The sequence below is a fragment of the Citrobacter sp. Ce104 genome (assembly GCF_030334595.1).
GTDB lineage: Bacteria > Pseudomonadota > Gammaproteobacteria > Enterobacterales > Enterobacteriaceae > Citrobacter > Citrobacter europaeus.
On sequence record NZ_JAOWDP010000057.1, the window covers coordinates 17,589 to 31,144 of the forward strand.

Annotated in this window: 11 protein-coding genes; all 11 read left to right on the forward strand. The window is 55.0% G+C overall.

The genetic code is table 11. From position 1 onward, the window contains the following. Positions 1 to 152 precede the first annotated feature (152 nt). The gene (locus tag OGW16_RS06280) at positions 153 to 1,427 is read left to right on the forward strand and encodes a Glu/Leu/Phe/Val family dehydrogenase (RefSeq protein ID WP_043016080.1); all 1,275 of its coding nucleotides are present in this window, start codon (positions 153 to 155) and stop codon (positions 1,425 to 1,427) included. 327 nt (positions 1,428 to 1,754) lie between these two features. After that, positions 1,755 to 2,825, forward strand: coding sequence for a dihydroxyacetone kinase subunit DhaK (dhaK, locus tag OGW16_RS06285; protein WP_043016079.1), 1,071 nt, complete (start codon positions 1,755 to 1,757; stop codon positions 2,823 to 2,825). 11 nt (positions 2,826 to 2,836) lie between these two features. Beyond that, on the forward strand, positions 2,837 to 3,469 hold the full coding sequence (gene dhaL, locus OGW16_RS06290) for a dihydroxyacetone kinase subunit DhaL (RefSeq protein WP_043016078.1): 633 nt from the start codon (positions 2,837 to 2,839) through the stop codon (positions 3,467 to 3,469). A gap of 10 nt (positions 3,470 to 3,479) precedes the next feature. Then, entirely contained in the window at positions 3,480 to 4,910 is a 1,431-nt protein-coding gene (dhaM, locus tag OGW16_RS06295; protein ID WP_286518094.1) for a dihydroxyacetone kinase phosphoryl donor subunit DhaM, read from the forward strand. Between the two features lie 172 nt (positions 4,911 to 5,082). Further along, positions 5,083 to 6,801, forward strand: coding sequence for an alpha,alpha-trehalase (locus OGW16_RS06300; protein WP_213732349.1), 1,719 nt, complete (start codon positions 5,083 to 5,085; stop codon positions 6,799 to 6,801). Positions 6,802 to 7,009: 208 nt separating this feature from the next. Next, complete coding sequence (locus tag OGW16_RS06305) at positions 7,010 to 8,032, forward strand: ABC transporter substrate-binding protein (protein WP_286518098.1); 1,023 nt, start codon at positions 7,010 to 7,012, stop codon at positions 8,030 to 8,032. 26 nt (positions 8,033 to 8,058) lie between these two features. Continuing rightward, positions 8,059 to 9,018 carry a FecCD family ABC transporter permease gene (locus tag OGW16_RS06310; protein WP_390887391.1) on the forward strand — a complete coding sequence of 320 codons (960 nt, stop codon included), beginning with the start codon at positions 8,059 to 8,061 and terminating at the stop codon, positions 9,016 to 9,018. After that, positions 9,015 to 9,776, forward strand: coding sequence for an ABC transporter ATP-binding protein (locus tag OGW16_RS06315; RefSeq protein WP_087052774.1), 762 nt, complete (start codon positions 9,015 to 9,017; stop codon positions 9,774 to 9,776). The genes OGW16_RS06310 and OGW16_RS06315 overlap by 4 nt, the downstream gene beginning before the upstream one ends. Before the next feature lie 9 nt (positions 9,777 to 9,785). Then, positions 9,786 to 10,598: a class I SAM-dependent methyltransferase gene (locus OGW16_RS06320; protein WP_286518101.1), complete on the forward strand. Its 813-nt coding sequence runs from the start codon at positions 9,786 to 9,788 to the stop codon at positions 10,596 to 10,598. Further along, positions 10,595 to 11,452, forward strand: coding sequence for a ModD protein (modD, locus tag OGW16_RS06325; RefSeq protein WP_286518105.1), 858 nt, complete (start codon positions 10,595 to 10,597; stop codon positions 11,450 to 11,452). Before OGW16_RS06320 ends, modD begins: the two co-directional genes overlap by 4 nt. 22 nt (positions 11,453 to 11,474) lie before the next feature. Beyond that, positions 11,475 to 13,445, forward strand: a complete 1,971-nt coding sequence (locus tag OGW16_RS06330) for a TonB-dependent receptor plug domain-containing protein (protein ID WP_047410626.1) — start codon at positions 11,475 to 11,477, stop codon at positions 13,443 to 13,445. The last annotated feature ends 111 nt before the right edge of the window (positions 13,446 to 13,556 follow it).

Genomic DNA, 13,556 nt, shown 5'->3' on the forward strand with positions numbered 1-13,556 from the left:
CAAACCAAAGCCCACACTATTCATACCGATAAGTCGTGTTGGCCAGGCAGGCTGTTCCATGAAAAAAATGTTAAATTTAAGTTTATATGGTGAGATTCACTGTATACCACGGCCAAATTAAGAACATATTACTTTTATAACTAAGGTTTATCATGGATAAGTTATCTTACGCTTCAGATAGCAGCACATCTGCCTGGAATACCTACCTGCAACAAATCGAGCGTGTGGCCCCTTACCTGGGCGAACTTTCCCATTGGGTGGATACCCTGCGCCACCCAAAACGCGCGCTGATTGTCGATATCCCGGTGCAGATGGATGACGGCTCTATCCGTCATTTTGAAGGGTATCGCGTGCAACATAACCTCTCCCGCGGTCCGGGCAAAGGCGGTGTGCGTTATCATCCTGATGTTGATCTTAATGAAGTGATGGCCCTGTCCGCATGGATGACCATCAAATGCGCGGCGTTAAACCTGCCGTACGGCGGCGCTAAAGGTGGCGTGCGCGTCGATCCGTTCTCGCTGTCCGAAGGGGAACTGGAGCGTTTAACCCGCCGTTATACCAGTGAAATTGGTATTATCATTGGGCCGCAGAAAGACATTCCTGCGCCGGATGTAGGTACTAACGGAAAGGTCATGGCCTGGATGATGGATACCTACTCCATGAACCACGGCACCACCGTGACCAGCGTGGTCACCGGTAAACCTATTCACCTCGGCGGCTCGTTAGGCCGTGATAAAGCCACCGGTCGCGGCGTTTTCGTCAGCGGTCTGGAAGTCGCTCGTCGTGCGAACATTGAAGTTGAAGGCGCTCGCGTGGCGGTACAAGGTTTCGGTAACGTCGGCAGCGAAGCCGCCCGCTTGTTCGCCGCAGCGGGTGCGCGTGTAGTCGCGATTCAGGATCACACCGCAACGCTGTTTAACTCAACGGGTATTGATATGGCCGCGTTGTCTGCCTGGCAGTTAGAGCACAAGCAGATTGCCGGTTTCCCGGGCGCTGAGACCATCGCCAGCGAAGCCTTCTGGAGCCTGGAGATGGATATTCTGATCCCGGCCGCACTCGAAGGCCAGATCACCCGTCACCGCGCGGAAACGCTGACCTGTAAACTGGTACTCGAAGGTGCCAACGGACCGACCTATCCGGACGCCGACGACGTTCTGGCCAGCCGCGGTATCGTCGTTGTTCCTGACGTTGTTTGTAACGCCGGCGGCGTAACCGTCAGCTACTTCGAATGGGTTCAGGACATGGCAAGCTTCTTCTGGAGCGAAGAAGAGATCAACAATCGCATGGACAAAATCATGACCGATGCGATGGTGCATGTGTGGGAAAAAGCAGCAGAGAAATCCTGCTCCCTGCGTACCGCTGCCTACATTGTTGCCTGTGAACGCATTCTGCTGGCACGAAAAGATCGCGGAATTTATCCGGGCTAAGGCTGGATCTTTTCCTGTGCATAAACCACCTGCCTCGCAGGTGGTTTTTTTTCAGCAAAATCTGGCGTGTAACTGTTCTTCCACCTAACACTGCCCAACATCTCATTTTCGCTGATTTTCGCATCATCACGTTTCAATATGGAACAATAGTTGGTGGTGACGTTTCGTAATGAAACGCTTCGCGCAACAATTTTCTTTTATAAACCCATGTGCAAAATTACCTTATCGGCAGCGAGCGGTCGCCGTGACGTTGTACAAACCGATACCCTACATCAGATGCCTGCCCGAAGCTGGCAGCCATCCAGGACTGTCTGCGGAGCATAAATAATGAAAAAATTGATCAACCGTGTTGAAGACGTACTGAATGAACAACTCGCCGGACTGGCGAAAGCTTACCCCTCCCTGGCACTGCATCAGGACCCCGTGTATGTCACCCGCGCAGATGCGCCGGTGATGGGCAAAGTGGCGCTACTTTCCGGCGGCGGCAGCGGACACGAGCCTATGCATTGCGGCTTCATTGGTCAGGGCATGCTCTCTGGCGCCTGTCCGGGTGAGATTTTTACCTCACCCACGCCGGATAAAATGTTCGAATGCGCTATGCAAATTGATGGCGGCGAAGGCGTGCTGCTGATAATCAAAAATTACACCGGGGACATTCTTAATTTCGAAACCGCTACCGAGCTGCTGCACGAAAGCGGTGTCAAAGTCACCACCATGGTGGTAGATGACGACGTAGCGGTGAAAGACAGTCTGTATACCGCTGGTCGACGTGGTGTGGCCAATACCGTATTGATCGAAAAACTGGTCGGCGCGGCCGCCGAACGCGGTGACTCACTGGAAGCCTGTGCGGCGCTGGGTCGTAAGCTGAACAACCTGGGCCACTCCATTGGCATAGCCATTGGCGCCTGTACCGTTCCGGCCGCCGGACAACCTTCGTTCACGTTGCAGGATAACGAAATGGAGTTTGGCGTAGGTATCCACGGGGAACCGGGCATAGACCGCCGCGCTTTCTCCTCTCTCGATCAGACCGTTGATGAAATGTTCGATACTCTACTTGAAAACGGCAACTACAGCCGTACGCTCCGCCACTGGGACAACGTCCAGGGCGCGTGGCAGGAAGGTAAAGAAAGCAAACGAGCGTTGCAAAGCGGCGATCGCGTCATTGCGCTGGTTAATAATCTCGGCGCGACGCCGCTGTCAGAACTGTTCGGCGTGTATAACCGCCTCGAAAGCCGTTGCCAGGATGCAGGCATCATCATTGAGCGCAACCTGATCGGTTCTTACTGTACCTCTTTGGATATGACCGGCTTCTCAATCACCCTGTTACAGGTGGATGACGAAACGCTGAGCTTATGGGATGCGCCGGTTCACACCCCTGCTCTCAACTGGGGTAAATAAGGAGATTCATGATGTCCCTCAACAGAACGCAAATTGTTAACTGGCTCTATCGTTGCGGTGAGATCTTCACCACCGAAAGTGATTTTCTCACCGGACTTGACCGGGAGATCGGCGATGCCGACCACGGTCTGAACATGCACCGCGGATTTAGCAAAGTAGTCGAAAAGCTGCCGTCCATCGCCGATAAAGACATCGGTTTTATTTTGAAAAACACCGGTATGGTGCTGCTCTCAAGCGTCGGCGGAGCCAGTGGCCCGCTGTTTGGCACCTTTTTTATCCGCGCCGCCCAGGTGACTCAGGCTCATCAAAGCCTGACGCTTGAAGAGCTGTATCAAATGATTCGTGATGGCGCAGAAGGTGTAGTTAGCCGTGGGAAGGCTGAACCTGGCGACAAAACCATGTGCGATGTCTGGCTGCCGGTTGTGGAATCTTTACGCCAGTCCTGCGAACAGAAACTGAGCGTACAGGCGGCGCTGGAAGCGGCAAGCCAGCAAGCGGAAGCCGCAGCGCAAAGCACCATCACCATGCAGGCCCGTAAAGGCCGAGCCAGCTATCTTGGTGAGCGCAGCATTGGGCATCAGGATCCTGGCGCAACGTCCGTAATGTTTATGATGCAAATGCTGGCTCAGGCGTCCAGAGAGTAAGGATAAAGCGATGGTAAACCTGGTTATTGTTTCTCACAGCGCCCAACTGGGCGAAGGCGTCGGCGCGCTGGCCCGGCAGATGTTAATGGGTGATGGTTGCAAAATCGCCATTGCCGCAGGCATTGACGATCCTGAAAATCCGATTGGCACCGATCCGATTAAGGTGATGGAAGCCATCGAGTCCGTGGCCGATACGGATCACGTGCTGGTGATGATGGATATCGGTAGTGCGTTACTGAGTGCGGAAACCGCACTGGAACTGCTCGACCCTAACATTGCCGCCAGAGTGCGGCTGTGTGCCGCGCCGCTGGTTGAAGGCACGTTAGCCGCAACGGTTAGCGCCGCCGCGGGCGCTGACGTCGAGCGGGTCATCCGTGACGCCATGAACGCCCTTGACGCCAAATGTGAGCAACTGGGTTTACCTTCGTCATCCACCGCAAAACCGACATCGGCTGAATTTGCGCCGGATGCAAATGCTCATTCAGTTGCCATTGTGGTGAAAAACCCCAACGGCATCCACGTTCGTCCCGCTTCACGGCTGGTTTCCACACTGTCTGGCTTTAACGCCGACATGTGGCTGGAGAAAAATGGCAAGTGCGTGGTCCCAGATAGCCTGAACCAAATAGCTCTGCTGCAGGTGCGTTGTAACGACACGCTGCGCCTGATTGCCAAGGGTGAACAGGCTGAGGATGCGTTGGCCGCATTTAAACAGCTCGCGGCTGAGAATTTCGGTGAATCGCTTGAGCCCGTACATGCTGATAACGTAGCGACTCACGTCCCCTCACTGGCAACGGGGACGGCATTTTGTTACACGCCGTACTCACCACAGGTAAGCCTGCAGCCTGCAGCATCATTGCAGACTGAGCAGCAGCAATTACGGGCCGCCATTCAAAGCACGCTGAATGACTTAAATGCGTTAACCGCACTTGCCGAAGAGAAATATTCCGCCGATATCGCCGCGATTTTCTCCGGTCACCACACGTTGTTAGACGATCCTGAACTGTTTGATATGGCCTGCGGCGTAATGAGTGAAAAGCAGTGCAGCGCCGCCTGGGCATGGCATCAGGTGTTAAGCGAACTCAGCCAGCAGTATTTACAGCTCGACGATCCCTACCTGCAGGCGCGGTACATCGATATTGAAGATTTATTATCTCGTTCTCTTCAGCATTTGACGGGAGAGACCGAGCAAATTCCCGCGTTCATCCGCCCCACTATTCTGGTCGCTGATGTCATTTATCCGTCTACGGTGCTGCAACTGGATCCGAAGGCCATCAGGGGCGTCTGCCTGCGGGACGGCAGCGAGGCGTCCCACCCGGCGATTATCGCCCGCGCAATGGGTCTGTGCTGGCTGTGCCAGCAGGGTGATGTTGTCGATAGCATCAAGATGGGTGACACTCTGACCCTTGACGGCGTGGCGAAGCGGATAATCCTCGCGGGCTGAGGCCATTTGCACGCCCTTTCCCGATAAAGGGTGTGCATCGTTTCTAATCGCGTCGGGAAATGTCTGTTTATTCGCAAAATGGGGAGCCGATCACGCGCAACGGCCGATCCTGAACTAAGGTTTTCTCATGGTAAATGCCGCTACTTCGGCACACCGCTAAGGAGATTAACCGATGATAACGCCAGCAACTCGCCATCCTGGCCTGCTCTCTGTTGCGATAAAACTGACGCTCGCAAGCACCTTTTTTGCCCTTTCCTCTTTTGCCGCCAACGCCGAGGACGGGCCAGCCGCTACGCCTCAACCGCCTGATATTCTTCTTGGCCCTCTGTTTAACGATGTACAAACGGCCAAACTGTTTCCTGACCAGAAAACCTTTGCAGACGCGGTGCCCAACAGCGATCCATTAATGATCCTTGCCGATTACCGGATGCAGAAAAATCAGTCCGGATTCGACCTACGCCATTTTGTGCAAGTAAATTTCACCTTGCCGAAAGAAGGCGAGAAATACGTCCCCCCGGCAGGGCAATCATTACGCGAACATATTGACGGACTGTGGCCGGTACTCACTCGTTCGACAACCGACGCAGAAAAATGGGACTCGCTGTTGCCGCTCCCGGAGCCATATGTGGTGCCGGGCGGGCGTTTTCGCGAAATCTATTATTGGGACAGCTATTTCACCATGCTGGGGCTTGCCGAGAGCAATCACTGGGATAAGGTCTCCGACATGGTGGCAAACTTCGCTTACGAGATTGATTCCTGGGGACATATTCCTAACGGTAACCGTACCTATTATCTGAGCCGTTCTCAGCCGCCGTTCTTTGCCTTTATGGTTGAACTGCTGGCGCAGCACGACGGGAATGACGCGTTGAAAAAATACCTCCCGCAGATGCTCAAAGAGTACAGCTACTGGATGGAAGGCGTCGAAACGCTCCAGCCCGGTCAGCAAAATAAGCGCGTGGTTAAACTGGATGACGGCACCATTTTGAACCGCTACTGGGATGACCGCGATACGCCAAGGCCAGAGTCCTGGGTGGAAGATATCGCCACTGCCAAAAGCAACCCGAACCGACCAGCCACCGAAATCTACCGCGATCTGCGCTCTGCCGCCGCGTCTGGTTGGGACTTTAGTTCCCGCTGGATGGATAACCCCAATCAGCTTGGCACCCTGCGCACCACCAGCATCGTTCCGGTCGATCTCAATGCGCTGATGTTCAAAATGGAAAAGATGATTGCCCTCGCCAGCAAAGCCGCCGATGATGACGCCAAAGCTGCTCAATATGAAGATTTGGCCAATGCCCGACAAAAAGGGATCGAAAAACACCTGTGGAACGACAAAGAAGGCTGGTATGCCGATTACGATCTGAAGAGCCACAAAGTACGCAACCAACTGACTGCCGCCGCCCTGTTCCCGCTGTATGTTAATGCGGCGGCTAAAGATCGCGCCGGTAAAGTCGCCACGGCAACCCAGGCGCACCTGTTGCAACCTGGCGGTCTGGCTACTACATCGGTGAAAAGCGGCCAGCAGTGGGATGCACCCAACGGCTGGGCCCCGCTCCAGTGGGTCGCAGCATCCGGGTTACAGAATTACGGTCAGGATAACGTCGCCATGGACGTAACCTGGCGATTCCTCACCAATGTTCAGCACACCTACGATCGCGAGAAAAAGCTGGTTGAGAAGTATGACGTGAGCACCACAGGCACAGGCGGTGGTGGCGGTGAATATCCGTTGCAGGATGGTTTCGGCTGGACCAACGGCGTAACGCTGAAAATGCTCGACCTGATTTGCGCCAAAGATAAACCCTGTGACAGCGTACCCGCATCACGACCAACCCCAGCAAGTGCCAGTACTCCCCCAGCCGAACCTAAAAAACAGACTCAACCGACGCCTTAAGGTCATTACCTGAGCCGTTTTACGCCCTGAATCCGCGCTATGCCGCGGATTTTTTCTGTCTTATTTTTCGCCATTTAAGCTGTCTCTATGCCCTCTAGCCCTTATGGGGTATCCGGGGTTTTCATCCGTGAGAATTTGATTCTGAACATGTTTTTATTCGCTGTATATGTAAATATATAGCGAATTTGTAACCTTCAGGATACCGATAATGGCACTGACAAGACGGATGTTTGCCCAGCTTGTGGCATCTGCACTGCTGCTACGCCATCTTCCCGCATTGGCGCAAACGCCGCTAACCGTTGCCGTTGGAGGCACGCCAGGGCCGAATATAATCCAACGCGTGGTCAGCGCGGGGGCGCCCGCCGACATGCTGCTGCTGGCCGTCGCGCCGGAAAAACTGGTAGGGCTTTCCTCCTTTGATTTATCTCGCCAGACCGCCATCCCGTTCCACGATGATATTCGGGCATTGCCGAAACTGGGCAGGCTGGCTGGGCGCGCCAGTATCCTCTCACTTGAAGCGTTACTGGCGCTTAAACCCGACCTGGTTGTTGACTGCGGCAATGCCGATGAAACCTGGCTTTCTCAGGCCAGACAGGTGAGCGCGCAAACGCAAATTCCCTGGCTGTTGATTAACGGTGAACTGCGACGTACCCCGGAACAGCTACTCGCCGCCGGTGAAGCACTGGGAGTCGACTCGCGGGCCAGAGCTCAGGCCAGACTGGCTCGTCGGTTTATTGATGAAGCACTCACGTTTTCCCACTCTTCCGGAGCAAAGCTGCGTTTTTATGCCGCGCGCGGCGCCAGAGGGCTTGAGACAGGGTTACAAGGTTCATTGCATACCGAAGCGGCAGAACTGCTGGGCTTACACAATGTGGCGCAAATCCCTGGGCGACAGGGACTCACGCAGGTTTCAATGGAAAATCTGCTGAGCTGGCAGCCCGATATTATTCTGGTGCAGGATGCGGTGACGGCGCAGTACCTGAGGGAAGATCCGGTCTGGCAAGGGGTTAAAGCGGTTGCCAACCAACGCATTCTGTTTCTCAGCGGTCTACCGTTTGGCTGGCTGGATGCGCCTCCTGGCATCAACCGTTTACTGGGATTACGCCGCCTGCACGCCTGGCTTGATCCGCAGGTTAACGCGAGCTTTAAAGCCGATATGCAGCGCTACAGCGAACTCTTCTGGCATACCACGCTAAGCGATGCACAGTATCAACGTCTGGTGGCTGTCTGATGAAAACATCTACCCTCGGTTTTCTGATGATTGCTGCGGTGGTGCTTTGCGCGAGCGTCGCCGCGGTCTCTGGTGCTTATCGCCTGGATGCACAGCAGGTCGTGAATCTTATTGCCGGTACAGATAGCGTCCCGATGCAGGACAAAATCGTCTTCTGGCAAATCCGTCTGCCGCGCATTCTGGCTGCATTGCTGCTTGGCGCGGCGCTAGCAGGCGCAGGAACCACCTATCAGGGCATGTTCCGCAACCCGCTAGTCTCGCCGGATATCCTCGGCGTGGCGGCGGGTGCCGGTTTAGGTGCCTGTACGGCAATCCTGTTCGGATTACCGATCCTGTTTATTCAACTGTATGCGTTCACGGGCGGTTTATTCGTGGTCGCCGGTGTCTGGTTGATTACCCGGCGAGTCAAGCGCCACGACCCGGTTTTAACGCTGGTTCTGGTCGGGATTGCGCTGGGTACGGTATGTGGCGCGGGGATTTCACTCATCAAAACGCTGGCCGACCCGTATACCCAACTCCCGTCTATCACCTTCTGGCTGCTTGGCGGTTTATCGACGATCACTTTGCACGATCTGTGGTTCTCGGCACCGCTGATCTTCGCAGGACTGGTCCCGCTATTGCTGCTGCGCTGGCGCATGAACCTGCTCACCCTGTCGGATGATGAAGCACGATCGCTTGGGATCAACGTCTCCCGATTGCGACTGGGACTGATCGTCTGCGCAACGTTAATTACCGCCTGTACCGTCGCCATCGCGGGCATCATCGGCTGGATTGGACTGGTTGTGCCGCACATTGGCAGACTCATCAGTGGCAATAACCATCAGCAGTTGCTCCCCGTGTCCATGGGGATCGGCGCCATTTTGCTGCTGCTTACCGATACCCTCGCCCGTACGCTGAGCAGCACGGAAATTCCGCTGGGGATCCTGACTGCATTTATTGGGGCGCCGTTCTTTTTGCTGCTTTTGCTGCGGGGAAACCGGTCATGACGCTATTAATCGTGCGCCACGCGTCGCTGGGGTACCACAGTCAACAGCCTGTGTTACGCGATGTCTCATTTCAGGTTTCGCCCGGCTCCGTCTGTTGTCTGATTGGCGCCAACGGCAGTGGAAAAACGACCCTGATGCGCACCATTCTCGGGGTTCTTCCGCCGCTTCACGGTGACATTCTTCTTGATGGCATCGCGGTGAATCATCTCAACGATCGGCAACGCGCCGCGGCCATCGCCTGGGTTCCTCAGGCGCATGACGGCGCATTTGCCTTCAGCGCGCTGGACATGGTGATGATGGGACTGGCCCCGCAACTGGCGGCATTTGCGGTTCCCGGGGCTAAAGAACATGAAATTGCCCATCAACAGCTGGCGATGCTGGGGATCTCTCACCTGGCGTCTCGACGCTGGAACACACTGAGCGGCGGAGAGCGGCAGTTGGTGTTAATTGCCCGCGCGTTGGCGCAACGTCCGCGCCTTTTATTGCTGGATGAACCTGCTTCCAGTCTGGATTTTGGGCATCAAATCCGCCTGCTCGACACGTTGGTGACGCTGAAAAATTCGGGTATGGCCCTGCTGATGTCGACCCATCACCCGCTGCATGCCCGGGCAATTGCCGACAGCGTGGTACGCGTCGAGCCAGACGGTGAAGTGTCGCAGGGACGTCCTGAATACCAGCTCGCCGCCGATCGTCTGGCTGAATTGTATCGCGTTACACCGTCACAAATTGCTCACCACCTCTTTGGCTCACATAATTAAGGGATAGGAATGCTCATTGACGACATTGATTTTGCCGATCTTTACCGTAAACAGTTACAACTGGCGAACAGAACCGAGAAAAAGCCGGAGCACTGGGATAAACGTGCGGAAAAAATGGCGGAGAATTGCGCCTCATTAACCGACAGCTATCTGCTGCAGCTGTTGGGGAAGATCGACCTGAAAGGCGCAGAGTCGCTGTTTGATATGGGCTGCGGGCCCGGTACGGTCTCGCTGGCGCTGGCTAAAAAGATGCCAATAATTTACGGCGTAGATTACAGTCAGGGAATGCTGAGCGTAGCTGCCCGCCGCGCCGTACAAATGAATGCCCATCACGTACAGTGGGTGCAGCGGGCCTGGGAAGAGCACTGGGATGATTTACCCCAGTGCGATATCGCCGTCGCCTCGCGCTCCACGCTGGTTGCCGATATGCGCCAGGCGATGACCAAACTGAATAATCAGGCCCGGCTGCGGGTTTATACCACTCATCTCGTCAGTTCATCTTTCGTTTCTCCCACCATTCAACGTGCGCTGGGCCGCGAAGTGATTGAGCTTCCCAACTATATCTATGCGCTTAATGTCCTGTATCAGATGGGGATCCACGCGCACGTTGATTTTATCCGCGGACCCAACTGCCAGCAGGACAACAGCACCTGGACACGTTTTCTCGAAAACGTGCGCTGGAGTATGGGGGAGCTCAGCGCCGACGAGATCGAACGTCTGGAAACCTGGTATCAGCGGCAGGATCCTCGCGCGATTGCCCCCGCCAGTCGTGACTGGGCGCTTATCTGGTGGGACAGCGTTCCGCGGGAGGCGCTGAGATGATCTACTTTTCGCAGGCGCAAACCGACGCGCTGCTGCTGGAAGATATTCAGGGCGGGGATCTGACCACCCGCGCGCTGGGTATCGGCGCGCAACCTGGCGTAATGGCGTTTTACCATCGCCAGGGCGGATGCGTTAGCGGCACCGCCGTTGCCAGACAAATGCTCACCTCATTAGGTTTAACCGTCAGCGACGGGGTGGCCGATGGTGAACAGGTCAGCGCCGGACAGCAATTGATTCGCGCGCACGGAAATGCGGCGGCGCTGCACCAGGGTTGGAAAGCGGTACAAAATGTCCTGGAGTGGAGCTGCGGGGTTTCGGGCTATCTTGAGAGCATGTTGAGCCAACTACGCCAACGCTATCCTGATGGGCAGATTGCCTGCACCCGCAAAGCCATTCCCGGCACGCGTTTGTTGGCGACTCAGGCAATACTCGCCGCCGGGGGCATTATCCATCGCGGAGGATGCGCCGAGACGGTACTGTTGTTCGCTAATCACCGCCGTTTTCTTACCAATTCAAACGACTGGACAGGCGCGATTGCGCGCTTACGCAGCCATGCGCCAGAAAAAAAGATCGTCGTCGAAGCGGATACGCCAGCTGAAGCATTAGCCGCGCTACGTGCCGCCCCCGATGTTCTGCAACTCGACAAATTTACCCCTGAGCAGGCAACAGAAATTGCCCGTCTGGCCCCTTCTCTGGCCCCCCATTGCACGCTGGCGCTGACTGGCGGCATTACCCTCGCCTCGCTGGCGAGTTATCTCGACTGTGGCATCAGACTTTTCATCACTTCCGCGCCTTACTACGCTCCGCCTGCGGATATCAAAGTTAGCCTGAGCCCGGACACACGTGGCATATAACATTTATAAATGGACTAAAAGAATGAATTTCAACAAAAGTTGTCTTTACACAGCCCTGTCGTTTGCTTTCGCGCATAGTGCTTTTGCTGGGCAGGAAAGCGAAACCATGACCGTCTGGTCAAGCCCGGCCTCCGCGGCAACCACTACGGTTCTCGGCCAGGAAACGATCCAACAGCTGGATAAACAAAACGTGGCGCAGGCGCTGAGCGTCGTCCCCGGCGTAGTGCTGCAAAAATCAGGCAACCGTAATGAGCAGCAGGTAAAGGTGCGCGGGTTTGACAGCCGTCAGGTTCCCGTCTTTTTTGACGGTGTGCCGGTGTACATCCCCTATGACGGCAACCTCGATTTAGGCCGTTTCCTGACATCCGATATCGCTTCGGTTGAAGTCTCCAAAGGCTACTCGTCTCTGCTACAAGGGCCTAACCAGATGGGCGGCGCCATTAATATCACCACCAAAAAGCCCACCAAACCAATTGAAGGCAGCATTGGTTATCGTCAGGGCTGGAGTCGTAGCAAAGACAACGCCCACGATATGCACGCTTCATTTGGCGCCAGTAACGATCTGGGTTACATCCAGCTCAGCGGCAGCCAGCTGAAGCAGGATTTCCTTGGCTTACCGCACGGCGTGGACAATCCGGTTGCGGGCAGTCACGGCAAGATTGCCAACTCCTCCGCCGATGATAAACGCGGCATCGTGAAGCTGGGCTTTACCCCTCGCGGCGATGATGAGTATGTGCTGACCTATATTAATCAGGACGGTGAAAAAGATAACCCACCGTACGCCGGAACCAGCAGTCAGAAATCACGCTACTGGCAATGGCCGCAGTACGATAAAGAGAGCTATTACTATCAGGGAACTACCCATCTGGGCGACCGTTTTACCCTGAAAAGCCGTCTGTATCGCGATACTTTTGAAAATACGCTGATGATGTATAACTCGCTTGCCGATCTGAAAAATAAGAAAGGCAGCTATAGCCATTATTCGGACTACAGCGATGGGGCTGGCCTGCAGCTCGCTGCGGATATGCGTGAAAACGATCTGCTCTCTTTCGCCGTAAACTGGAAGGATGATGTTCACCGCGAGAAAGGGGCGCCGAATGCGGCTTACGACCGTTACGAAGACCGTACCTGGTCTGTTGCCAGTGAATACCAGTGGGCAGCCGCGGACAATGTCGATGTGGTGGCGGGAATAAGCTATGACTGGCGCGACAGTCTGGAAGGCATGAAACACGAGAAAAACGGCAGCGTCACTCACTACGATGACAACAATCAGTCGGCCTTTAACTGGCAGGTGATGACCAAATACCACTTTGAAAATTCAGACACACTGGCGCTGTCCTACTCTGACAGAACGCGCTTCCCAACGTTGAAAGAGCGCTACACGACCTCAAAACCGGCTTATAACCAGGTGGCGCTGGTCAATCCGCAGCTGAAACCGGAACGCGCCCGCAGCGTAGACCTGACCTGGAATGGTTCACTTAGCCAGAACTGGGGATTTGAAGCCAGCGTCTATTACAACCGCATCAGCGACGCGATTCTGTCGCACAACATTGATGCCGACACCATCCAGAATCAGAACAGTGGTCGGGTGGATTACACCGGCCTTGATGCCGGTGTTAAAGGTAAGGTCTTTGATATGCTGGACGTCGGGCTGAGCTATGGCCTTATCCATGCAGACGTCAAACGCAGCGACATCGGCAAAATAACCGATTTGCCGACGCAAACCCTGACCGCCTGGATGACGCTGAAACCGTGGGATCCGCTGAGCATTACGCTGTCTGAAGAAGCCCGTTCGTCGAGCTATAGCAATAGCGACGGCTCGCAGAAAGCCGCGGGTTTCGCCATTACCCATTTACGCGCTGACTACGCCATCGGTCACGGGTTCAGCGTTAACGCTTCGGTCAATAATCTGTTCGATACGCAGTACGTTTATAGTGAAGGATTTATTGAAGAAGGTCGCAATTACTGGGCGGGGATTGAGTATCAATTCTGATATAGCGATGCAGAGAAACGGCCCCACTCGGAGTAATGCTGTTCAGTTAACGCCTTAGTTTCAGAAAGTATCGCCTGTGTGGGTAGAAGTTATGAATATGCACTCTCAGAT